Here is a 23,223-nt window from a genome sequence, read left to right as displayed (position 1 = left end):
AACGGAGACCACAACATGCTCACCGCTACCGGTATCCTGGTCCTGGTCGTCCTGTTCTTCGCGATCGTCGTCCTGTTCTCGACGATCAAGATCGTGCCGCAAGGCTATCACTACACGGTCGAGAATTTCGGCCGCTATACCCGCACCCTGACCCCCGGCCTCAACGTCATCATGCCCTTCATCGAGCGCGTCGGCCGCAAGCTCAACATGATGGAGCAGGTGCTGGACGTGCCGACCCAGGAGGTGATCACCCGCGACAACGCCTCCGTCGCGGCCGATGGCGTCGCCTTTTATCAGATTCTGGACGCGGCGGCGGCCGCCTACGAAGTCTCGGGTCTGGAGAACGCCATCCTCAACCTGGTGATGACCAATCTGCGCTCGGTCATGGGCTCGATGGATCTCGACGACCTCCTGTCCAATCGCGACGCAATCTCGGAGAAGATCCTGCGGGTCGTCGACCAGGCGGCCAGTGGCTGGGGAATCAAGATCACCCGCATCGAGATCAAGGACATCAATCCGCCGAAGAACCTCGTGGACTCGATGGCGCGGCAGATGATGGCCGAGCGCGAGAAGCGGGCGGAGATCCTCGAGGCGGAAGGCTCGCGCAACGCGTCGATCCTGCGGGCCGAGGGCGAGAAGCAGTCGCAGATCCTGCAGGCCGAGGGCCGGCGCGACGCCGCCTATCGCGAGGCCGAGGGCCGCGAGCGGCTGGCCGAGGCGGAAGCCACAGCGACCCGGCTGGTCTCCGAGGCGATCGCCGCCGGCGACGTCCAGGCGATCAACTACTTCGTGGCGCAGAAATACACCGAGGCACTCGGCAAGATTGCTTCCGCCCCGAACCAGCGCGTCATCCTGATGCCGCTCGAGGCATCGTCGCTCATCGGTTCGATCGCCGGCATCGCCGAGATCGCCCGCGCGACGTTCAACGATCCCGAGCCGAACGCCCCCGGCACGCCCACGACGCCGCGCAAGGGTGGCACCGGGCGGCGCAGCGCGGTACCGACCTTCCCGGGCGGCGGGAGCGACACGTGACGGACTGGACCGGCGCCCTGTCCGACTACGGCTGGTGGATTCTGGGCCTCCTGCTGCTGATGCTCGAAACGGTGCTGCCGGGGGTCTATCTGTTGTTCTTCGGGATTGCGGCGCTGGTCGTCGGCATGAACGTGCTCCTGATCGGCGGCGAGTGGTTCGGCTGGCAGCAGCAGGTCCTCGCTTATGTCGTCGTATCGGCCGTCGCGGTGTTTCTCGGCCGGAAATGGTACGGGGCGAAGAGCGAGACCCCGCAATCCGACACGCTCAACAAGCGCACGCAGCGGCTCATCGGCCGCGAGGCTGTGCTCAGCGACGACATCGTCAACGGACGCGGACGCGTCGGGCTGGAAGACAGCTGGTGGAGCGTCGAGGGACCCGACCTGCCGGCGGGCGCGCGGGTGCGGGTCGTCGGCGCCGACGGCAGCGTGCTCAGGGTCGAGCCTGCAACGTCTCCGGCGGGCTGATCCCTCGCCTCAGGCGGCGCCGATCCGCAGGAGGTCGTGGAGGTGGACGATGCCCACCGGACGACCCTGCCTGACCACCATCAGCGCCGTGATGTTGAGGCTGTTGACGATGTCGAGGGCCTTGGCCGCCATCGTCTCCGGCTCGATCGTCTTCGGGTTGCGGGTCATCACCGCATCGACCTGCTTGCTGAGCAGGTCCCCGGCCAGATGCCGCCGCAGATCGCCGTCGGTGACAAGGCCGCGCAGCAGCCCCTCGCCGTCGACGACGGCGACGCAGCCGAACCCCTTGCGCGACATGATCAGGATCGCTTCCGACATCAGCATGCCTTCCGGCACCAGCGGCAGCGACTCGCCGACATGCATGATGTCGCCGACATGGGTCAGGCTCGCGCCGAGCTGGCCGCCGGGGTGGAACACGCGGAAGTCGCTCGGCGTGAAGCCGCGGCGCTCCAGCAGCGCCACGGCGAGCGCATCGCCCAGCGCCACCTGCAGCGTCGTCGACGTCGTGGGCGCCAGACCATGCGGGCAGGCTTCCGCCGCGCGGGGCAGGATCAGCGCCTCGTCGGCCTCGCGGCCCAGCGTCGATTCGCGCCGCGAGGTGAGCGCGACGAGCGGGATGCGGAATCGGCGCGAATAGGCGACGATACCCTTCAGCTCGGCGCTTTCGCCCGACCATGACATTGCAAGAATCGCGTCGTCGCGGCCGATCATGCCGAGATCGCCGTGATTGGCTTCCGACGGGTGGACGAAGAAGGCCGGCGTGCCGGTGGACGCGAAGGTCGCGGCGATCTTCGCGCCGATATGGCCGCTCTTGCCGACGCCGGTGACGATGATGCGCCCGGTGACCCGCGAGATCAGCTCCAGCACGCGCTCGAAGGGCGCCGCCATCTCGCCCCGCAGCAGGCCGGCGAGGACCCGCAGCCCTTCGGCCTCGGTCTCGATCGTGTGGACGGCCGATGCGGAGCCAAGGCTCTCGGGTGCGGCAAGCGTTTGGGGGATCACTGTCTGGCTTCTCCGGTACGGCCCTTCGGCCGGCATGGCGCGCAACTGATCAGGCGCGTCGGGCCAAATCATGACGCAGCGACAGGGCGTCGGCGACGCAGGATTCGGACAATCTCGTCAACCAATCCTTAACCAAGAAAATTTACGTTTCGGCAAGCCCGGCGGTCCGCGGACAATCGATCAAGGTGCCCGAATACACGCGATGACCCCGCTTTTCCCCCGTCTTTCGACCCTGCTCGTTGCAGCCGCCCTCGGCGCGCTGACGACCGCGTCGCCCGATCATGCCGCCGCCCAGACCCTGGTCATGCCGGAACTGCGCACCGGCTCGGACCTGATGGGCGGCGAGGCACTGGACGGGATACGGCGCCAGGCCGACAAGCCGAGGGTCGGGACAGGCGAGGCGCTCGACACAAATTCGCAGGATCTTCGGTCCGGGCGGTCGTCCGACCAGGCGCTACCACCGGACGAGAGATACGAGCCGCTGGCGGAGGAGATCGACGAGGAGGAGCCGCCCGTCGCGCCGAGCTTCGACCTGTTCGAGGCAGCCCCGCCCCGCCCTGCCGGACAGGCCGGCCTATCCGGCCGCTCCCGGCCGGTGCGGCCGATTCCCGGCGCGGCCTTGCGCTCCGATCAGGAGGACGATTTCGAGGATCCGGCATTCCGGCAGTCAGCGGCCACACCCGCCTTACCGACGGCCAGCAACCCGCCGCTGTCAGCCGGCGTCGCCGGCGAGACGCCCGGCTCGTTCGACCAGCTGCGCGGCAACCGCCCGGCGCTGGCGCTGCAGCGCATCGTCCGCCGGCCAGCCGACGACCCGTTCGCGCCGATCGGCATCCGCGCCGGCAGCTTCATCCTGTTTCCCGAGCTGATCCAGGATATCGGTGCCTCGACCAATCTCGACGAGGAACCGGGCGGCGAAGGCGGGGTCTTCAGCGAGACGACGGTCTCCGCCCGCCTCCTGTCGGACTGGTCGATGCACGAAGCGGAATTCAACACGCGGCTGACCTATCGTCGGAACTTCGCCGGCGAGGTGCCGGAGGATCCGCGCGCCGCCGTCGATGGCCGCCTGCGGCTCGACATCGATCGGGTGACCACCGCAACGTTTCGCGGCGCGCTGGAATATCGGCGCGAGGACCCCGTCGAGATCGACGTGGCGCTGGCCGGCGCCGAGCGCCCGGACGTGCTCAGCGGCTCCGCCTCGGCGCAGTTGCAGCGCGAGTTCGGCCGGCTGGTGCTGGGTGGGACCGGCACGGTGGCGCGGGAGGATTACTCGGGCCTACCCGAGGGCTTCTCCGATCAGAGCTACACCACGCTGACCGGCGCATTGCGGGCCGGCTACCGGCTGTCACCGGCCTTGCAGCCCTTCCTCGAAGGCAGTCTCGGCCAGCGCCTGTTCGACGAGACGGATACCGGCGACGTCGGGCGGGACTCGCTGATCCCCGCGTTGCGCGCCGGCGTCGGGATCGATCTTTCGGAGAAGCTGAGCGGCGAAATCGCGGCCGGCTATGCGTGGAACCAGCCCGAGGACGACCGGGCGGAGACGACCGCCGCGCCGACGCTGGACGCTTCCCTGCAATGGTCGCCGCGCCGCGGCACCGACGTCACGCTCGCCGCTCGCACGACGTTCGAGCCGGAGAGTTCCGGCCAGTCGACCACGGTTTCCTACGAGGGATCGCTCGGGGTGACGCACATCCTCACCGCTCGAACCGACCTGACCGCCGCGATCACCGCCACCCTCGCCGACTCATCGCTGCCCAGCAGCGACGAGATCGAGTGGATCGGCGAGGCGGGGTTCAATTACTGGCTGACAAGAAGCCTCGCGCTGACCGGCATCTACAGCCACCGCGAGCTCTATTCGGAGGTCGCCGGCGCCGACTACCGGGCAGACACCATCCGCCTCGGCGTCAAGCTGCAGCGCTGAGCCGCGCCGCGTCAAACCCTAGTCGAAATCGGCCGGTTCCACCGTCCGCAGCAGGCGGCCGATATTGCCGATGACCTTCTCGCGGATATCCGGGCGCCAGAGCGCGAAGGCGACGTTCGCCTCGATGAAGCCTTCCTTGGAGCCGCAGTCGAAGGTCCGCCCGGTGAAGTGGTAGGCGGAAAAATCCTGCTGGTCGGCGAGCTTGAGCATCGCGTCGGTCAGCTGGATCTCGTTGCCGGCACCGCGCTCCTGCGTCGACAGGATGTCGAAGATCTCCGGCTGGAGGATGTAGCGGCCGGAAATCGAATAGTTCGACGGGGCTTCCTCCGGCTTCGGCTTCTCGACCATGCCGGTGACCCGGAAGCCCGTGCCGACGTCGTCGCCCCTGCCGACGATGCCGTATTTGTGCGTTTCCTGCGGATCGCACTGCTCGACCGAGATGACGTTGCCGCCGGTGGCCTCGTAGAGTTCGACCATCTCCGACAGGCAGCCCTTCTCGGCCTGCATGATCATGTCCGGCAGGAGCAGGGCAAAAGGCTCGTTGCCGACCAGTTCGCGAGCGCACCAGACGGCGTGGCCGAGACCCAGCGGCGCCTGCTGGCGGGTGAAGCTGGAGGTGCCGGGTTTCGGCTGCAGATCGTCGAGAAGCTGCAGCTCCATCTTCTTGCCGCGCTCGGCGAGCGTCGCCGACAATTCGACCTGGATGTCGAAATAGTCCTCGATAACAGCCTTGTTACGACCCGTGACGAAGATCAGATGTTCGATGCCGGCTTCCCATGCCTCGTCGACCACGTACTGGATCACCGGACGGTCGACGACCGTCAGCATCTCCTTTGGAATCGCCTTGGTGGCCGGCAAAAACCGCGTGCCGAGCCCGGCTACCGGGAATACGGCCTTTCTGACTTTCTTCATCACCATCCTCGGATGTTTCCCCTCAAACGCAGGCGATAACACGCCGCGGCTGCGCCGAGACTTCCCGGCGCCGTGCTTTCGCCGTGAAATAGCGAAACATTGAAGGAATGCCAGCCCTCGTCCCCGCTCGGTGCACAGGGATTGGTAAACGGCTTCTTAACCACGCGACCTGTAGCGTTCCGGTCTTTCCATGGACTTATCGAGGAGAATGCCTGCCATGCAACGATCGACCGCATCCCGGATGACCCGTCTCGGCTCGGCTCTCGTCGCGATGATCATCGCGACCTCCTTCGCCCTGCCCGCCGCGGCCGACGCCGGCTTCCAGCGCTGGATCCAGCAGTTCGAGGGCGTGGCGGCGAGCAACGGCGTCAGCCGCAACGTCTACCGCGCAGCCTTTGCGGGCGTCACCAGCCCTGACCCCGAGGTCCTGCAGAAGGCCGCCTACCAGCCGGAGTTCAAGGCCAAGGTCTGGGACTATATCGACAACCGCGTCAACGACGAGTCCGTCGCCGAGGGGCGCGCCATGGCGGTGAAATACGCCAGCTGGCTCGACCGCATCGAGAAGCGCTTCGGCGTCGACCGCCACATCCTTCTGGCGATCTGGTCGATGGAGACCAATTACGGTGCAGCCCTCAGCCGCGAGGGCGTGATGAAGAGCCTGCCGCGGTCGCTGGCGACGCTTGCCTATCAGGACGGACGCCGGGCGAAGTTTGCCCGCCAGCAGCTGATCGCAGCCCTGAAGATCGCCCAGGCAGGCCATGTCGCGCCGAACAAGCTGACCAGCTCATGGGCCGGCGCGATGGGCCACACGCAGTTCATCCCGACCAGCTACCAGGCCTATGCCGCCGACATGGACGGCGACGGCCACGCCAATATCTGGGAATCGGTGCCGGACGCGCTGGCGACGGCCGCCAACCTCCTGCGCAAGAACGGATGGGAGAGCGGCAAGACCTGGGGCTACGAGGTCAATGTGCCGGCACAGTACCGTGGGAAGCTCGAGCGGGACAACCGCAGCCTGGCGCAGTGGCAGGGCCTCGGCTTCCAGCGGCCGAGCGGATCGGGCTTTGCCTATCCGTCGGACCGCGCCAACCTGGTCCGGCTTGCCGGCGACAACGGCCCGGCCTTCCTGATGACCAAGAACTTCTTCGTGCTGAAGAACTACAACAATGCCGACACGTACGCCCTGGGCGTCGGCCTGCTCGCCGACCGGATCGCCGGCTATGGCGGCCCACAGCGCGACTGGCCGCGCGGCTACACGCCGCTGTCGACGCAGGAGCGCTACGAGCTCCAGAAGCACCTCGCCTCGCGCGGGCTGTATGACGGCAAGATCGATGGTAAGATCGGCGATGGCTCGAAAACCGCCATCATGGCACTGCAGGGTAATGCCGGCCTCGCACAGGACGGCAACGCGTCGAAGGCGCTTCTCGACTTCCTGCGACGGAACTAAGCGGAACGGAGACATCATCGGATGGCGGCAGCAGAACGCAGCGCAAGTGCCCGGCCCATTCGGACGGCCCTCGTCGCTCTGCTGGCCGCCTTCGCCGTCCTTGTGACGGGCTTCACCGCCGAGGCGCAGCAGCGGCCCCGTACGGTGCTCGAGATGCTCTTCGGCGGCGGGCAGCAGGCCGCGCCGCAACGGCCTGCCGTCCGCAAGCCGGTGGTACGCAAGAAGAAGGTCCGGGCGACGAGGCCGGCCCGGCAGAAGAAGCAGCGCACCCAGGCGGCCCGGCCGAAGCCATCCGGCCAGCAGCAGAGCGCCGCCGCGGCCGCCGTGGCGCCGACGTCCAAGAACGAGGATGCCAAGACGGTCCTCGTCGCCGGCGATTTCCTCGCCGCATCACTGGCGGACGGGCTCTCCAATCTCTACGCCGACAACGAGATGATCGTGATCGAGGCCCGGACGGACGGCTCGTCCGGCCTCGTCCGCGAAGATCACTATGACTGGACGGAAAAGCTCGGCCCGATCCTCGACGAGGCCAAGCCTGCCGTCCTGGTGATGATGCTCGGCTCCAACGACCGCCAGCCGATGGCCGTCGGCTCGCAGTCCTTTCCCTCGCGCTCCGAGGAATGGGTGAAGAACTACGAGCAACGCATCGGCGAGATCACCGAGGCGACCAAGAGCCGCGGCATTCCGCTGGTCTGGGTGGGCATGCCGGCCTTCAAGTTCGACCGGATGAGCGAGGACATGGTCTTCCTCAACGACCTCTACCGCAAGGCCGCATCGAGCGTCTCCGGCGAGTATGTCGACATCTGGGACGGGTTCGTCGACGCCAATGGTGCGTTCGTCTATTCCGGTCCCGGCGTCAACGGCCAGACGACGCAGCTGCGCAACTCCGACGGCATCACGATGAGCAATGCCGGCGAGGACAAGCTCGCCTTCTTCGCCGAACGGGCGATCAACCGGCTGCTCGGGACGACGCTCGCGGCGACGGGTGCGTTCACGCTCGGCCCCGACCAGTTGCCGACGATCCAGCTGCCGCCGATCGGCAATGCCGCAAATGCCCTGCAGGCGGCGCCGGTCTCGATCGACGACCCCTCCCTCGACGGTCCCGACACGCTGCTCGGGACCGGATCAGCCAGCGGCTTCTCGCTGGAGCCGTCGCCGCGCGAGCGGCTGGTGATCAATGGCGGCGGCACCGGCGGCACCGAAGGCCGCGCCGACGATTTCGCCTGGAGCGAGAAGAGCGCGGCCGTGACGCCCAGCGGGCCGCCCATCGTCTCGCGCGGGTCGGTCAGCCTGCAGAGCGTGCGGGAATCGGAAGGCATAGTGCCGCCCGACGAAATGCCGACGATCCTCGATGCGATCATCGAGGACTGGAGCCGCCAGAACGACGCGGCCCGGCCGGAATAGGCCGACCGGGCGCGATCGTCAGCGCGGCAGTGTCGTGGTGCCCATCAGGTCGAGATCGATCGCCCGCGCCGCCTGGCGCCCTTCGCGGATCGCCCAGACCACCAGCGACTGGCCGCGGCGGACGTCGCCTGCCGTGTAGAGCTTCTCGACCGAGGTGAGATAGGTCTGGTCGTCGGCGGCAATCGAGACATTGCCGCGCCGATCGGTCTTCGTCGCGAGCGCTTCGCCGGCATCCTTGAGGAAACCGTCGGCGATCGGCCCGGCAAAGCCGATGGCGATGAAGGCGAGATCGGCCTTGATGATGAAGTCCGTGCCCGGGATCGGCTTGCGGGCCTCGTCGACCTCGGCGCAGCGAACGCCGGTCAGCACCCCGTCTTCACCGACGAACTCCAGCGTGGCGATCTGGAATTCCCGGATGGCGCCTTCGGCCTGGCTCGACGACGTTCGCATCTTGGTCGCCCAGTAGGGCCAGACTTCCAGCTTGTTCTCGGTCTTCGGCGGCTGCGGCCGGATGTCGAGCTGGGTGACCTTGACGGCGCCCTGCCGGAAGGCGGTGCCGACGCAGTCCGAAGCGGTGTCGCCGCCGCCCACGACCACGACATGCTTGCCGCCGGCCCATATCTCCTCAGACGGCCAGCCGACGCTGCCGATCGGCTCGCGGCCGACCCGGCGGTTCTGCTGCACGAGATAGGGCATGGCGTCGTAGATGCCGCCGAGGCCGTTGCGCGGGATACCCGCCTCGCGCGGCTGCTCGGAGCCGCCGCAATAGAGCACGGCGTCGTATTCGGCCGCGATGTCGGTGAGCTTGCGGTCGACGCCGACATTGACGCCGCAGAAGAACGTCACGCCCTCGCCCTGCATCTGCTCGACGCGCTTGTCGATCCAGTGCTTCTCCATCTTGAAGTCGGGAATGCCGTAGCGCATCAGGCCGCCCGGGCGCGACTCCCGCTCGAACAGATGGACGTCGTGGCCGGCGCGGCCGAGCTGCTGGGCCGCCGCCATGCCGGCGGGACCCGAGCCGATGACGGCGACGCGCTTGCCGGTCTTCTGCTTCGGCGGCTGCGGCTTGATCAGGCCGAGCTGGTAGGCCTTGTCGGCAATCGCCTGCTCGATCGTCTTGATCGCCACCGGCGCGTCCTCGAGATTCAGCGTGCAGGCTTCCTCGCACGGCGCCGGGCAGATGCGGCCGGTGAATTCGGGGAAGTTGTTGGTCGAGTGCAGGTTGCGTGCCGCGCCCTCCCAGTCGCCGGAATAGACGAGATCGTTCCAGTCCGGGATCTGGTTGTGGACCGGACAGCCGGTCGGCCCATGACAATAGGGAATGCCGCAATCCATGCACCGCGCCGACTGCTTGCCGACTTCCTCGTCGGACATCGGCAGCGTGAACTCGCGAAAATGCCGGATGCGGTCGGACGCCGGCTGGTACTTGTGCGTCTGCCGGTCGATCTCGAGAAATCCGGTTACCTTACCCATATTCTTCTCAATTTTTCGGGCGCCTAGGCGCGCAACCAATTTTCAACAGTCAGAGCCGAGATGTGCTCGAAGGCTCTGTCGTCGGTGACCAGGGTCGCGTCGAGGGCGACAGCGTGCGCGGCGATCCACAGATCGTTTGGCCCCACGCTCTTGCCCATACGTTCGCAGGCATTCCTGACTTCCCCGTAGATCGTCGCGACCGGCGGCTCCAGCGCCCATACCGAAATGGACCGCATGAACACTTCGAACCGCTGCAGGCCACGCATGTTCTGGTTCTTCTTCAGCCCGTACAGAATTTCTCCCACCACGATCAGGCTGGTCCCTATCCCCGCGTTCTGACGTTCCCGCAGCGCATTATCAACCCGGCCTCCTGGGTTGCGGAAGACATCGGAGATGATGTTCGTATCCAGCAGGAACCGCGTCAAAGCTTGACGTCATCCAGCGCCAGCATTCCCTCGTCGCCCGGATCGCCCGGAAAGTCCTCGAGCGGGCCCTGCTCTTTCATCCAGTCCAGCGCCTCGACGAGCGACATCCGACTGTGGGTGGGACGAAGCAGCAGCGATCCGTCAGCCTGCCGGGACACCATCACGCGATCAGAAGCGATCTCGAACTCCTCCGGTATCCGGACAGCCTGACGCCCTCCGTCCCGAAAGACGCTGACTTCCTTCTCCATCTCTTGCCTGGTCGCCATCGAGCCACCTCCCCGCCAATCAATGCAGTCTCCCGCCCCCGTCCCGGGCGAACGATCCTGGACCCGGGGGCAGAAGGCAAACGTCGGCCGCTATTCCGCCGCCACGCCCATGCGCATGCGTTCCATTTCCTGCAGCGCCCGGCGGTACTCGACGGGCATGACCTTCACGAATTTCGGCCGGAAGGTCTCCCAGTTCTCCAGCATCTCCTTCGCCCGGCCGGAGCCGGTGTAGTGGAGATGGTTGGAGATCAACTGGAACAGCCGTTCGTCGTCGTGGCCGGTCATGTCCGACGAGACGTCGACGCGGCCCTTGTGCTGCAGGTCGCCGCCATGGTGGTGCAGTTTCTCGAGGAGGTCGTCCTCCTCGGGAACCGGCTCCAGATCGACCATCGCCATGTTGCAGCGCTCGGCGAAGTCGCCGGCCTCGTCGTAGACATAGGCGACGCCGCCGGACATGCCGGCCGCGAAATTGCGCCCGGTCTGGCCGAGGATCACCACGACGCCGCCGGTCATGTACTCGCAGCCATGGTCGCCGGCGCCCTCGACGACGGCGATCGCGCCGGAGTTGCGGACCGCGAAGCGCTCGCCCGCGACGCCACGGAAGTAGCATTCGCCCGAGATCGCGCCGTAGAGCACGGTGTTGCCGACGATGATCGACTCCTCCGGCACGACGCGGCTGTTCGGCCGCGGCCGCACGACGATGCGCCCGCCCGACAGGCCCTTGCCGACATAGTCGTTGCCGTCGCCGGTGAGCTCGAAGGTGATGCCGCGGGCGAGGAACGCGCCGAAGCTCTGGCCGGCGGTGCCGGTCAGCTTGACGGTGATCGTGTCGTCGCGGAGTCCCTTCATGCCGAAGCGCTTGGCGACTTCGCCGGAAAGCATCGCGCCGGTCGAGCGATCGACGTTGGTGATCGCCGTCTCGATCGTCACCTTCTGGCGCGCCGTCAGCGCCGGCTCGGCCTCGGCGATCAGCCGGCGGTCGAGCACGTCGTCGATCGGATGCTGCTGGCGCTTGGTCCAGCGAAGCTCGTCCGGTTCCGCCGCCGGCTTGTGGAACACCTTGGTGAAGTCGAGCCCCTTGGCCTTCCAGTGGTCGATCATCTCGCGGCGGTCGAGCAGGTCGGACCGGCCGATCAGTTCGGAAAGATGGCGAACGCCCATCTCGGCCATCAGCAGGCGCACTTCCTCGGCGACGTAGAAGAAGAAGTTGATGACGTGCTCGGGCGTGCCCTTGAAGCGCTTGCGCAGCACGGGATCCTGCGTCGCGACGCCGACCGGGCAGGTATTGAGATGGCACTTGCGCATCATGATGCAGCCGGCGGCGATCAGCGGCGCAGTCGAGAAGCCGAACTCGTCGGCTCCGAGCAGCGCGCCAATGATGACGTCGCGGCCAGTCCGGAGGCCACCGTCGACCTGCAGGCAGACGCGGCTGCGCAGACCGTTCATCACCAGCGTCTGCTGGGTCTCCGCGAGCCCCATCTCCCAGGGCGAGCCGGCATGCTTGATCGAGGTCAGCGGCGAGGCGCCGGTGCCGCCGTCATAGCCGGCGACGATGATGTGGTCGGCGCGCGCCTTGGCGACACCGGCCGCGACGGTGCCGACCCCGACCTCCGAGACCAGCTTGACCGAGATGTCGGCCGCCGGGTTGACGTTCTTCAGGTCGTAGATGAGCTGCGCCAGATCCTCGATCGAATAGATGTCGTGGTGCGGCGGCGGCGAGATCAGGCCGACGCCGGGGGTGGAGTGCCGGGTCTTGGCGATGGTCGCGTCGACCTTGTGGCCGGGCAGCTGCCCGCCCTCGCCGGGCTTGGCGCCCTGGGCGACCTTGATCTGCAGCATGTCGGCATTGACGAGATATTCCGCCGTCACGCCGAAGCGGCCCGAGGCGATCTGCTTGATCGCCGAGCGCTCGGGATTGGCCGAGCCGTCGCGCAACGGCAGGAAGCGATCGGACTCCTCGCCGCCCTCGCCGGTGTTCGACTTGCCGCCGATCTGGTTCATCGCCCGCGCCAGCGTCGTGTGCGCCTCGCGCGAGATCGAACCGAAGCTCATCGCCCCGGTGGCAAAACGCTTGACGATGTCCTTGGCCGGCTCGACCTCGTGCAGCGGGATCGGCGTGCGCCCGGCCTCCTCGGCCTTGCGGATCCGGAACAGGCCGCGGATCGTCGAGTTCTCGACCGCCGCCTCGTTCATCATCGCGGCATAGTCCTGGTACTTGTCCCAGGAGTCGGTGCGCACCGCATGCTGCAGCGTCGCCACGGCGTCCGGCGACCAGATATGGCTCTCGCCGCGCATCCGGTAAACATAGTCGCCGCCGACTTCCAGCGAACGGGCAAGGATCGGATCGTCGGAGAACGCCCGGACGTGGCGCTCGGCGGTCTCGCGTGCCACCTCGTCGAGGCCGACGCCTTCGATCGTCGTCGCGGTGCCGGTGAAGTAGCGCTTCACGAAGTCCGACTGCATGCCGACGATGTCGAAGATCTGCGCGCCGCAATATGACTGGTAGGTCGAGATGCCCATCTTGGACATGACCTTCAGCAGGCCCTTGCCCACCGACTTGATGTAGCGGGTCACGACTTCGCTGACGTCCACCTCCGGCGGGAACTCCTTGCGGCGGTGCATCTCCAGCAGCGTGTCGAAGGCCAGATACGGGTTGATCGCCTCGGCGCCGTAGCCGGCGAGGCAGGCGAAGTGGTGCACCTCGCGCGGCTCGCCGGATTCGATGACCAGGCCGGCGGCCGTGCGGAGCCCCTTGCGGATCAAATGGTGGTGCACGGCGGCGCAGGCGAGCAGCGCCGGGATCGGGATGCGATCCGGTCCGATCTGCCGGTCCGACAGGATGATGATGTTGTAGCCGCCGACGACCGCCGCCTCGGCCCGCTCGCAGAGCCGGTCGAGCGCCCCCGCCATGCCGCCCGCGCCGCTGTCGGCGGCGTAGGTCATGTCGATGGTCTTGGTGTCAAAGCGATCCTCGGTGTGGCCGATGTTGCGGATCTTCTCGAGATCGCCATTGGTCAGGATCGGCTGGCGCACCTCCAGCCGCTTGCGGCGCGAGGAACCCTCGAGGTCGAAGATGTTCGGCCGCGGCCCGATGAAGGAGACGAGGCTCATCACGAGCTCCTCGCGGATCGGATCGATCGGCGGGTTGGTGACCTGGGCGAAGTTCTGCTTGAAATAGGTGTAGAGCAGCTTCGACTGGTCCGACATCGCCGAGATCGGCGTGTCGGTGCCCATCGAGCCGATGGCTTCCTGGCCGGTGGTCGCCATCGGCGCCATCAGCGTGCGGGTGTCCTCGATCGTGTAGCCGAAGGCCTGCTGGCGATCGAGCAGCGATACGTCGGACCGCGAGGCGCGCGGCGCCACCGGCTTCAGGTCTTCCAGGATGATCTGGGTGTTCTTCAGCCAGTCGCGATACGGGTTGGCACCGGCGATCTCGCGCTTGATCTCCTCGTCGGAGACGATGCGGCCCTTCTCGAGGTCGATGAGCAGCATGCGGCCCGGCTGCAACCGCCACTTCTTGACGATCCGCTCCTCCGGGATCTCGAGCGTGCCGGCTTCCGACGCCATGACCACCAGATCGTCGTCGGTGACGACGTAGCGCGCCGGCCGCAGGCCGTTGCGGTCGAGCGTCGCGCCGATCTGCCGACCGTCGGTGAAGGCGACGGCCGCCGGCCCGTCCCACGGCTCCATCAGCGCCGCGTGGTATTCGTAGAAGGCCTTGGTCTCCGGCGACATCTGCTTGTTGCCGGCCCAGGCTTCCGGGATCAGCATCATCATCGCGTGGGTCAGCGGATAGCCACCCTCGTGCAGGAACTCGAGCGCGTTGTCGAAACAGGCGGTGTCCGACTGGCCCTCGTAGGAGATCGGCCAGAGCTTGGAGATGTCGTTGCCGTAAAGCTCGGAATCGACCGATGCCTGGCGCGCCGCCATCCAGTTGACGTTGCCGCGCAGCGTGTTGATCTCGCCGTTATGGGCGACCATCCGGTACGGATGGGCGAGCTTCCAGGACGGGAAGGTATTGGTCGAGAAGCGCTGGTGCACGAGGGCGAGCGCGCTCTCGAAGCGCGGATCGGTGAGGTCCTTGTAGTAGGCGCCGAGCTGGTAGGCGAGGAACATGCCCTTGTAGACCAGCGTGCGGGACGACAGCGAGACGATGTAGAAGCCGATGTCGCGGCCATCGGTCTCGGCATAGACGCGGTTGGAGACGACCTTGCGCAGGATGAACAGCTTGCGCTCGAACTCGTCGTCCGAGGTGATCGCCTGGGCGCGGCCGATGAACACCTGCCGGTGGACAGGCTCGGTCGCGACGATTTCCGGTGCCTTCGACAGTTCCTCGTTGGAAACCGGCACGTCGCGCCAGCCGAGCACCGACTGGCCCTCGGCGCGCACCACTTCCTCGAACAAGGCCTCGATATGAGCGCGCTTGTCCGCATCCTGCGGCATGAAGACATGCGCGACGCCGTAATGGCCGGGCTCCGGCAACGTCACGCCCTGCGCCACCATCTCCTCGCCAAGGAAACGGTGCGGGATCTGCACGAGCATGCCTGCGCCGTCGCCCATCAGCGGGTCGGCGCCGACGGCGCCGCGATGCGTCAGGTTCTGCAGGATCTGCAGGCCCTTCTCGATGATCGAGTGGGACTTCTGGTTCTTCATGTGCGCGATGAAGCCGACGCCGCAGGCATCGTGTTCGTTGCGGGGATCATACAGGCCCACCGCGTCCGGCAACGTGCGCGGCGCAGCGCGGACAGCGGCTGTCTCGACCATCGGGGCGATTGCCTCGGATGGCGCGGCGTGTGCTGGCGTCAGCTTCGTCATCGCGTCGTCTCCCGTCGTCGCGCAGCCAGAACCGGCCGCGCGGTTGCGTCCGGCACCAGCGGCGGCTCGGGACGCATCGTCCCGGGGCCGCGCTCAGGCTGCCGAACATCGTTCGCCATATTATCGGCCTTTTCGCATGGCCGTCCGTGTCAAGGATAGAACCCGGCCGCGTCTTTTCGGCGATGCCCTGCGCCGATCCGCCTGTGCTGCCCATTTTATGGCAGTGCTACTGTCCTATCCTCGGCAATATGACAGAACTGCGGTCGCGGAACAAGACCGCGGGTAATGCGCTGGTTTCTGAGGCTTTGGCAGCCAGGCTTGGCCGCATCCGATAGCCGGGTCACGAAATTCGATCCATCGGCCCTGAACCTACACCGCTCGTGAGCCGTTCGGCCAGCAGGAGAACATACTCGCCCAGAGTATCGTGGAAGCCGCGTCTCAAGGACGGCGGCAGGCTCCTGATGAACAAAGGGACACCAGCTATGCTCTATCATGACAAGCGTCTGCAGTACCCCGTCAAGGTCACAACGCCAGACCCCGCCTTTGCCCGCATGCTCCAGCAGGCCATCGGCGGCGTCGAAGGCGAAATCCGCGTCGCCATGCAGTATTTCTTCCAGGCATGGGGCGCCCGCGGCCGGAACCCCAAATACCGCGACATGCTCCTGCATACCGCGACCGAGGAAATGGGGCATATCGAGATGCTGGCGACCGCCGTCGCGCTGAACCTCGAGAAAGCCCCTGCCAGCCTGCAGGAAGCCGGGGCGGCCGACAATATCGTCGGCGCCGTGATGGGCGGCGAGAATCCGCGCCACGTCATCGAGGGCATGCTGCAGCGGCACATCCTGTCGACCGGCATGTCGGCCTATCCGGCCAATGCCGACGGCGTGCCGTTCGACATGTCGCACATCTACGCCAGCGGCAACCTCGCGGCCGACATGTACTGCAACGTCGCGGCCGAGGCGACGGGCCGGGTGCTGGCGACCCGCATCTACAATGCGGCACATGACGACGGCATGAAGGACATGCTCCACTTCATGATTGCTCGCGACACCATGCATCAGCAGCAGTGGCTCGCGGTCATCGAGGAACTTGGCGGTCACGCCGGCGCCCTGCCTATTCCGAACAGCTTCCCGCAGGAGAAGGAAAACCAGGAGCACAATTACGACTTCTTCGCCACCGCGGCAGACGGTTCCCCGCCGCCGGCCGGACGCTGGACCGAAGGACCCTCGCTCGACGGCAAGGGCGAGTTCACCGTGTTCCAGAACCAGCCGCTCGGCGACGTCCCGGATCTCGGGCCGGCACGTCCGGACAGCAGCGCCCAGAAGGAGCAGATGTAACAATCTGTCGAGGGAAGGGTCCCGCCTGTCACGCGGGGCCCTTCAGGTTGTGCACGAGCAGGTGAAGAGCCCTTCACCTGCTCCGGCCTTTCCGGCTATTCCCTTGATCGGGAAGGCGTGAAGGAGCACGGACATCGAAAGTACGGTTGTAGACAGTCACATCGAGCTCAGGCGGAGCGACGAGGAAAAGAAGCCTCTCCTGCAGCGCCTGAACCGCATCGAAGGCCAGGTCCGCGGTCTGAAGGCGATGATCGCCGAGGACCGGTACTGCCTGGACGAGATCCAGCAGGTGAACGCCATCACCGCGGCCTTGCGCGAACTTTCGCTGATCGTCATCGGCCAGCACGTCACCGAGGGCATTCGTTTCGCATCCCACCGTGGCGAATCCGAAAAGACCGTGGAGATCGCCGTCGACGACGTGATGCGCGTGCTGCGGGCCGCGATGCGTGAGCGCGACTGACGGTGCGTCCGCCGGTCCGCCCGCGGGCGGCGCTTGCCCTTTACCGCGCTGCATTATAGGTCGGCGCCATGATATTTGCTTCCGACAACTGGTCCGGCGCCCACCCCGCTGTCAATGCCGCCATCGCCGCAGAAAGCGGGGGCATGGCCGCCGCCTACGGCGCCAGCACCCTCGACCGTGCGGTCGAACAGCGCTTCAACGAAATCTTCGAGCGTGAGGTGGCGGTGTTCTTCGTCGGCACCGGCACGGCGGCCAATTCGCTGGCCTTCGCCGCGGTGAACCGGCCGGGCGGCGTCGTTCTTTGTCATCGCGAGGCGCATGTCATCGAGGACGAGTGCGGCGCGCCCGAGTTCTTCACCCACGGCGCGCGCATGGCGCCGATCGACGGGGACGGCGGCCGCATCGATCCGGTCAACCTGCAGCGCGAACTCAGCCGCTTCAAGCCGGACTTCGTCCATGCCGGCCAGCCGATGGCGGTCTCGATCAGCCAGCCCGGCGAGGCCGGAACGCTCTATTCGGCCGAGGAAATCCAGGTCATCGCCGGGATCGCCCATGGCCGCGACCTGGCGCTGCACATGGACGGCGCGCGCTTTGCCAACGGGCTGATCGCATCGGGCCTGTCGCCGGCCGAGATGACCTGGAAGCGCGGCGTCGACATCCTGTCCTTCGGGGCGACGAAGAACGGCTGCTGGTGCGCCGAGGCGGTGGTGTTCTTCGAGCCCGAGCGCGCCCGGCAGTTCCCCTATATCCGCAAGCGCGGCGCCCAGCTGTTCTCCAAGACCCGCTTCGTCGCGGCCCAGTTCATGGCATATTTCGGGGACGGGCTGTGGCTGGAGATGGCCACCCATGCCAACGCCATGGCCGACCGGCTGCGCGCCGGCATCGACGCCAGCCCGCATGCCCGCCAGGCCTGGGAGACACACACCAACGAGAGCTTCGCCATCTTGGAGAAGCCCACGGCGGAGCGTCTGCGGGCGGAAGGCGCGGTGTTCTACGACTGGAACCCACCGCATGCCCTGCACACGCTGATCGGCGAGAACGAGACGCTGGTCCGTTTGGTCACCAGTTGGTCGACCGAGGAAGCCGAGGTCGATCGCTTCAGCCAGCTGCTGGCCTGAGGCGATCACGATCGCAACGTGACGGAACCAACGGCGCGGGGTAGAATTGCTTCCTAAACGCAAAGGAGGCTGTCATGTCCACAGATGCGTACGAGCAAGGCAAACTCGCCTTCCAGCACAATCACCCGATGTCTTCCTGCGACTACCCGAAAGGGTCGTCGCTTCGACAGGCTTGGATGGATGGTTGGACGGAAGCCCGCAACGCTACGCCGGCGGGCGGCGGTGACCGTCCCGGCATGATGGCGGACGCCAAGCGCGCCGCCCGCGTCGGGCAGCCGGACGTCCACGAGTCCTGACAAAAAGTCGCGCGGCATGCCGCGCGACTGCTTCGACCAAATGCAACGGCGCCCGAGAGGGCGCCGTTTTCGTTTCGACGGTCGTCGTGTCAGGCGGCGTTCGCCTCGATTTGCCGGGCGTTCTCGTTCCCGGCGGCGGTGGTGATGTCGATCTTGCGCGGCTTCATCGCCTCGGGGATGACTCGCACGAGATCGATGTGCAGCAGCCCGTTCTTCAGGCTGGCTCCCTTCACCTCGACATATTCGGCGAGCTGGAAGCGGCGCTCGAAGGCACGGCCGGCAATGCCGCGATAGAGCGTCTCGGCGGCCTCTTCCGTCTTCTCGGACTTCTCGCCCGTTACCGTCAGCACGTTCTCGCGCGACTCGATCGAGAGTTCGGTTTCGCCGAAGCCCGCGACCGCCATGGTGATGCGATAGGCGTTCTCGCCCGTCCGCTCAATATTGTAGGGCGGATAGGTCTGCCCGTTCTCCGGCTGGGAGACGCCGTCGAGCATCGAGAAGAGCCGGTCGAAGCCGACGGTGGAGCGATAGAGGGGGGCAAAGTCGATGTGACGCATGGTGTTCTCCTTAAGAGCAACGTTGGCGTTCGATTGACACGGCACGGCATCCCGCAATGGGCGACACCTCCGGCCAGCGGCCCCGTTCTGGCGACCGCAGGACAAAAATGGGGGGCCGCATTTTCGGGTTCAAGAGTTTTTTTCGTCACGCGATTACGCGGAGAAATGGCGCCTTTCCTCGGCGTCGTGCGCAGCGGGCAGCTTGCGTGAACCGCGGATGAACGCGCCCGTCCGACAGCGTTCACCTCGGCCCCGGCATATTGGCCGTCATGGTCAACCGGTTCACTTCCCCGCCTCGAGGGGAACAGACGAGCCAGGCGACCCACCGTTTGCCCGCCGCACGAAGGCGGGCCGTCAAACGGTCGCAACGTCCCGTCCCTTCCGTTGCGGCCGCTCCGGCCGGGAGCCTCCGAAAGAGGTTCCCGGCCTCCTTACCCTCCCCTCCTATCTGTCCGCTGGGCCTGCTCTCGAGGGTGGGCGAACGACAGAAGCTTTGACCGGTCGCGGCAGGCCGCCTAAAAGCCGGTCGTCGTGCACCCTTCCGGACCGGCCGGAGCGGGCGTTGCGCCGAGCCCGGATCGATGGACGCCACCAACCAAGCGAACGAACTGGTCATCGTGGAGGGCAATCCGCCCCCGGCGGGCATCGTCGTGCAGACCGTGCGGACGCTCGACGGGACGCGGCTGCGCTGCGCCGTCTCGCCCAGCCAGCTCGACGCAACCCGCGGCACCGTCATCCTGCTACAGGGCCGCAACGAGGCGATCGAGAAATATTTCGAGACGATCAGCGACCTCAACCGCCGCGGCTACATCGTGGTGACCTTCGACTGGCGCGGCCAGGGCGGGTCGGGCCGGCTGCTGCGCGGCAGCAATCTCGGCCATGTCCGGCATGTCGGCCAGTATGTCGGCGACCTCGAATGCGTCATCCAGGATATCGTGCTGCCGGACTGCCGCGGCCCCTATGCCATTCTCGCCCATTCGATGGGGGCGCTGGTGGCGTTGCGCGCCTCGGCGCGGCTGACCAACATCGTCGAGCGCATGGTGCTCTGCGCGCCGCTGATCGCCTTCAAGCGGCGCCGGATGGGCACACGGGCGATCCACCGCCTCGCCAAGGCGGCCCGGCTCGTCGGGCTCGGCCGCATGGCGGTGCCGATGCGGTTCGTCCCCGCCCGCGACATGACCGTCGCAAACAACGTCCTCACCAGCGATCCGCGCCGGTTCGCGCGTAACCGCGACCTCGTCGCCGCGGCACCGCAGCTGTTCCTCGGCAAGCCGACCGTGTCGTGGCTGGCGGCCGTCACCGGGGCCATGATCCGGCTGGACGATTCCGACGAGATCGCCCGGTTGGCGGTTCCGACGCTGATGATCTGTGCCGGCGGCGACGCGGTGGTCGGCACCGCCTCGGCGGAACGGCTGGCCTGGCGGATGCGCAGCGGCTCCAGCCTGACGATACCGCTTGCCCGCCACGAACTGCTCCAGGAAGCGGACCACTATCGCGAGCCGCTGCTGGAAGCCTTCGAGGCGTTCACGGCAACCGCTCTGCCGCTGCCGGAGAACGCCGGCACCAAGCCGGAGGCGCCCGATGATCTGTCGATCGATGCCGCAGATCTCGCGATCGTGGACGACGAATCAGCCGTTCAGGATATCGAGGGCCTGGCGGTGCAGGACGGGCGTGGCTGAGGCGACGATGTCGCCGCCGGCCTCCGGCCGATCACCGGCGAAATTGGTGATCACCCCGCCGGCCCGCTCGATGATCGGCACCAGCGCGACGATGTCGTAGGGCTTAAGGCCCGTTTCCACGACCAGGTCGGCATGGCCCGCGGCGAGCATGCAGAAGGCGTAGCAGTCGACGCCGAAGCGCGTCAGGCGTGCCTGGCTCTCCAGCGCCTCGAAGCGACGCAGCGCCTCGCCCGTGAACAGCCGCGGCGTGGTGGTGAAGAGCGTCGCTGCCGCGAGTTCCTCCGTCCGGCGCACGGCGAGGCGCTGTCGCCGGCCGCCATGCTCGAGCCAGGCGGCATCGGTGTCGGCGATGAAGCGTTCGCCGGTGAAGGGTTGCGACATCAGGCCGAGACGGGCGATGCCCGCCTCGCAATACCCGACCAGCGTGCCCCAGACCGGTACGCCTGCGATGAAGGCACGCGTCCCGTCGATCGGATCGATCACCCAGAGCCGGTCGCCCTCGCCGGTGAGGCCATATTCCTCGCCGAGGACGGCGTGCTCCGGGTACCGGCCCCTTATGGCAGACACGATCGCAAGTTCGGCCGCGCGGTCCGCTTCCGTGACCGGATCGAAGGCCGCGACCAGCTTGTTGTCGACGCCAGCACCATTCCGGAAGCGCGGCAGCGTCTCGGCGTCGGCGACGTCGGCGAGCGCCAGCAGGAAGTCGATATCCGGAGAGGGCATGGGAATCCGATCGGGCTCAGTCATTGCGCAGCATGTGCAAAAAGAAACGGCGGTTTCGAATCTGCACGGATATGGTGCAGAATCATCTTGACACCCTCTGGCGGGAGTCGTAGTTTTGCAGTGCGGCATTGGCGTGCCGTTGCCCTTACGGGCGTTTCCTCCCTAGACTAGACCGCACTGTCTCACCGCAGTGCGGTTCTTTTTGGCCTTGGGCTCCCCAGGTCCGATTCTACTCGGCCGCGGCGGCGGAAGGTTGCAGGTATTCGGCATCGACGTCCGCGGCAAAGCCCGCCACGAAGGCTGCCAGCCGGTCCCGCAGGACGGCGAATCCCTCATGCGGCAGATAGGTCCGCTCGTCGGCGTAGAGCGCGCGGTTGATCTCGATCTGGATGGCATGAAACCCCACCGGCGGGCGCCCGTAGCGTTCGGTGATGAAGCCGCCGGCATAGGGCTTATTGCGGGCGACGTCGTAGCCCTGGGCCGCGAGCCGTGACGTCGCGATGGTCACCAGGCGCCCCGCCGCACTGGTGCCGAATCGGTCGCCGATCACCATGTCCGGACGCCTGCCGCCCGGCAGCGCCCGAACGCTGGACGGCATCGAATGGCAGTCGACGAGGACCGCGATGCCGAAGCGGTCCCGCACCCGGCCGAGGGCTTCCTCCAGCGTGCGGTGAAACGGCTTGTAGACGGTCTCGATCCGCTGCAGCCCCTCGGACAGCGGCAAGGCCGTCCGGTAGATTTCCTCGTTTTCGGCGACGATCCGCGGGATCGTACCCAACCCCCCCGCGACCCGGACCGAAGCGACATTGGCGTAATCGGGCAGCTCCTCGGAGAACATCCCCGGATCGAGCTCGTAGGGCTCGCGGTTGACGTCGAGATAGGCGCGCGGAAAGCGGGCGGCGAGCAGCGGCGCGCCCATGCCCGGCACGAAGTCGAACAGGCGGTCGACGAAGAGGTCCTCCGAGCGGCGGACGGTCTGGTCGGTGAGTCGCGTGGCGGCGATCAGCTCCAGCGGATAATCGCTGCCGGAATGGGGGGAGCAGAAGACGAAGGGAATGCGTGCTTCGGCGGGCTCGATGAGTTCATAGGCCGGGACGTCGCCGCTGGCGGTCCTGACTGTTGGCACGTTCCCCAATCTCGCCCCTTTCGGTGACTGCCCTGCAAAATTTTACAAACCGGGCCCACGCCGGCCATTCCTTTTAGAAAATGTTCGGGCATTCTGCTATGGGATTGGCTTATGAACGAACCAGCCGCCGGGATCGTTGCCACGGCGCATGCGGATAACGTGAATGTCAAAGATCCTACTTGCCGAAGATGACAACGACATGCGCCGCTTCCTCGCCAAGGCGCTGGAACGCGCCGGCTACGAGGTGGTCACCTACGACAATGGCGGCAGCGCCTACGAGCGCTTGCGCGAGGAGCCGTTCTCGCTGCTCCTGACCGACATCGTCATGCCGGAGATGGACGGGATCGAGTTGGCGCGTCGCGCCACCGAACTCGATCCCGATTTGAAGGTCATGTTCATCACCGGCTTCGCCGCCGTCGCACTGCACCCCGATTCGAAGGCTCCCAAGGACGCCAAGATCCTGTCGAAGCCGTTCCACTTGCGCGAACTGGTGGACGAAGTGGCGAAGATGCTGGCCGACGCTGCCTGAAACCCGCCACACGGGGCGCGTTTTCGTCCCGTGGCGGAAGACTATTGACGGCGGCTTTGGTCCTGTGATCTATGCCGCTCCGTCGGATGGGCGTGTAGCTCAGCGGGAGAGCACTTCGTTGACATCGAAGGGGTCACAGGTTCAATCCCTGTCACGCCCACCATCCGACTTCTTCCCAAAAATCGAATACGGCGATCCACTGAAGGAGTGTCTTTCATTGGGGACGCGACCTCGGCG

General features: G+C 66.5%; 20 protein-coding genes and 1 tRNA gene. 12 read left to right on the top strand and 9 right to left on the bottom strand.

Annotated elements, in window-relative coordinates; genetic code table 11:
* The first annotated feature begins 15 nt into the window (after positions 1–15).
* Positions 16–1,032, top strand: a complete 1,017-nt coding sequence (locus GTW51_RS10490; RefSeq protein WP_246232935.1) for an SPFH domain-containing protein — start codon at positions 16–18, stop codon at positions 1,030–1,032.
* Positions 1,029–1,496 (top strand): NfeD family protein, encoded by a 468-nt coding sequence (locus GTW51_RS10485; protein ID WP_343033987.1) that lies wholly within the window; start codon positions 1,029–1,031, stop codon positions 1,494–1,496. The genes GTW51_RS10490 and GTW51_RS10485 overlap by 4 nt, the downstream gene beginning before the upstream one ends.
* Positions 1,497–1,505: 9 nt before the next feature.
* Here the strand turns inward: GTW51_RS10485 and GTW51_RS10480 are convergent, their stop codons facing one another.
* Positions 1,506–2,495 (bottom strand): KpsF/GutQ family sugar-phosphate isomerase, encoded by a 990-nt coding sequence (locus GTW51_RS10480; RefSeq protein WP_425483239.1) that lies wholly within the window; start codon positions 2,493–2,495, stop codon positions 1,506–1,508.
* 205 nt (positions 2,496–2,700) lie between these two features.
* On the opposite strand from GTW51_RS10480, the gene GTW51_RS10475 reads away from it, so the two are divergent.
* Positions 2,701–4,419 carry an outer membrane beta-barrel protein gene (locus GTW51_RS10475; protein WP_163043874.1) on the top strand — a complete coding sequence of 573 codons (1,719 nt, stop codon included), beginning with the start codon at positions 2,701–2,703 and terminating at the stop codon, positions 4,417–4,419.
* Positions 4,420–4,437: 18 nt separating this feature from the next.
* Here GTW51_RS10475 and galU read toward each other — a convergent pair whose 3' ends face one another.
* Positions 4,438–5,331, bottom strand: coding sequence for a UTP--glucose-1-phosphate uridylyltransferase GalU (gene galU / locus GTW51_RS10470; protein ID WP_163043873.1), 894 nt, complete (start codon positions 5,329–5,331; stop codon positions 4,438–4,440).
* A gap of 217 nt (positions 5,332–5,548) precedes the next feature.
* On the opposite strand from galU, the gene GTW51_RS10465 reads away from it, so the two are divergent.
* Entirely contained in the window at positions 5,549–6,778 is a 1,230-nt protein-coding gene (locus tag GTW51_RS10465; protein ID WP_163043872.1) for a lytic murein transglycosylase, read from the top strand.
* 21 nt (positions 6,779–6,799) lie between these two features.
* Positions 6,800–8,182 (top strand): SGNH/GDSL hydrolase family protein, encoded by a 1,383-nt coding sequence (locus GTW51_RS10460; protein WP_163043871.1) that lies wholly within the window; start codon positions 6,800–6,802, stop codon positions 8,180–8,182.
* Positions 8,183–8,200: 18 nt separating this feature from the next.
* Here the strand turns inward: GTW51_RS10460 and GTW51_RS10455 are convergent, their stop codons facing one another.
* The 4 genes from GTW51_RS10455 to gltB all read right to left on the bottom strand — a co-directional run bounded on the left by GTW51_RS10455 (position 8,201) and on the right by gltB (position 15,110).
* A complete protein-coding gene (locus GTW51_RS10455) occupies positions 8,201–9,655 on the bottom strand; it encodes a glutamate synthase subunit beta (protein ID WP_163043870.1) in 1,455 nt (484 codons plus the stop codon).
* Positions 9,656–9,678: 23 nt separating this feature from the next.
* Entirely contained in the window at positions 9,679–10,080 is a 402-nt protein-coding gene (locus tag GTW51_RS10450; RefSeq protein ID WP_163043869.1) for a PIN domain-containing protein, read from the bottom strand.
* Positions 10,077–10,328, bottom strand: a complete 252-nt coding sequence (locus tag GTW51_RS10445; protein ID WP_163043868.1) for an antitoxin — start codon at positions 10,326–10,328, stop codon at positions 10,077–10,079. Before GTW51_RS10445 ends, GTW51_RS10450 begins: the two co-directional genes overlap by 4 nt.
* Positions 10,329–10,436: 108 nt before the next feature.
* The gene (gltB, locus tag GTW51_RS10440; protein WP_246232971.1) at positions 10,437–15,110 is read right to left on the bottom strand and encodes a glutamate synthase large subunit; all 4,674 of its coding nucleotides are present in this window, start codon (positions 15,108–15,110) and stop codon (positions 10,437–10,439) included.
* Between the two features lie 533 nt (positions 15,111–15,643).
* On the opposite strand from gltB, the gene GTW51_RS10435 reads away from it, so the two are divergent.
* From GTW51_RS10435 to GTW51_RS10420, 4 genes are all read left to right on the top strand, one after another.
* A complete protein-coding gene (locus GTW51_RS10435) occupies positions 15,644–16,498 on the top strand; it encodes a manganese catalase family protein (protein WP_163043866.1) in 855 nt (284 codons plus the stop codon).
* A gap of 133 nt (positions 16,499–16,631) precedes the next feature.
* Positions 16,632–16,958 carry a metal-sensing transcriptional repressor gene (locus GTW51_RS10430; protein WP_163043972.1) on the top strand — a complete coding sequence of 109 codons (327 nt, stop codon included), beginning with the start codon at positions 16,632–16,634 and terminating at the stop codon, positions 16,956–16,958.
* A 68-nt stretch (positions 16,959–17,026) separates the two neighbouring features.
* Entirely contained in the window at positions 17,027–18,076 is a 1,050-nt protein-coding gene (locus GTW51_RS10425) for a threonine aldolase family protein (protein ID WP_163043865.1), read from the top strand.
* Between the two features lie 74 nt (positions 18,077–18,150).
* The gene (locus tag GTW51_RS10420) at positions 18,151–18,372 is read left to right on the top strand and encodes a ribosome modulation factor (RefSeq protein WP_163043789.1); all 222 of its coding nucleotides are present in this window, start codon (positions 18,151–18,153) and stop codon (positions 18,370–18,372) included.
* Positions 18,373–18,461: 89 nt separating this feature from the next.
* Here the strand turns inward: GTW51_RS10420 and GTW51_RS10415 are convergent, their stop codons facing one another.
* Positions 18,462–18,929, bottom strand: coding sequence for an Hsp20 family protein (locus GTW51_RS10415; protein ID WP_163043864.1), 468 nt, complete (start codon positions 18,927–18,929; stop codon positions 18,462–18,464).
* A gap of 581 nt (positions 18,930–19,510) precedes the next feature.
* Between GTW51_RS10415 and GTW51_RS10410 the strand changes: the two genes are divergently transcribed.
* Positions 19,511–20,608 carry an alpha/beta fold hydrolase gene (locus GTW51_RS10410; RefSeq protein ID WP_163043863.1) on the top strand — a complete coding sequence of 366 codons (1,098 nt, stop codon included), beginning with the start codon at positions 19,511–19,513 and terminating at the stop codon, positions 20,606–20,608.
* Here GTW51_RS10410 and hisN read toward each other — a convergent pair.
* Both hisN and GTW51_RS10400 read right to left on the bottom strand, forming a co-directional pair.
* The gene (gene hisN / locus GTW51_RS10405; protein ID WP_163043862.1) at positions 20,558–21,331 is read right to left on the bottom strand and encodes a histidinol-phosphatase; all 774 of its coding nucleotides are present in this window, start codon (positions 21,329–21,331) and stop codon (positions 20,558–20,560) included. The two genes, GTW51_RS10410 and hisN, sit on opposite strands and share 51 nt — an antisense overlap.
* Positions 21,332–21,560: 229 nt before the next feature.
* The gene (locus tag GTW51_RS10400) at positions 21,561–22,457 is read right to left on the bottom strand and encodes an N-formylglutamate amidohydrolase (protein WP_425483238.1); all 897 of its coding nucleotides are present in this window, start codon (positions 22,455–22,457) and stop codon (positions 21,561–21,563) included.
* Between the two features lie 163 nt (positions 22,458–22,620).
* Here GTW51_RS10400 and cpdR point away from each other — a divergent pair, with 163 nt between their 5' ends.
* Together cpdR and GTW51_RS10390 are read left to right on the top strand one after the other, a co-directional pair.
* Positions 22,621–22,986 (top strand): cell cycle two-component system response regulator CpdR, encoded by a 366-nt coding sequence (gene cpdR, locus GTW51_RS10395; protein ID WP_163043860.1) that lies wholly within the window; start codon positions 22,621–22,623, stop codon positions 22,984–22,986.
* Positions 22,987–23,074: 88 nt separating this feature from the next.
* Positions 23,075–23,149 (top strand) — tRNA-Val (locus GTW51_RS10390).
* The last annotated feature ends 74 nt before the right edge of the window (positions 23,150–23,223 follow it).

This window comes from Aurantimonas aggregata (assembly GCF_010500835.1).
Taxonomy (GTDB): domain Bacteria; phylum Pseudomonadota; class Alphaproteobacteria; order Rhizobiales; family Rhizobiaceae; genus Aurantimonas; species Aurantimonas aggregata.
The sequence above is the reverse complement of the archived record's forward strand: the minus strand, read 5'-3'. Positions and strand labels throughout refer to the sequence as shown.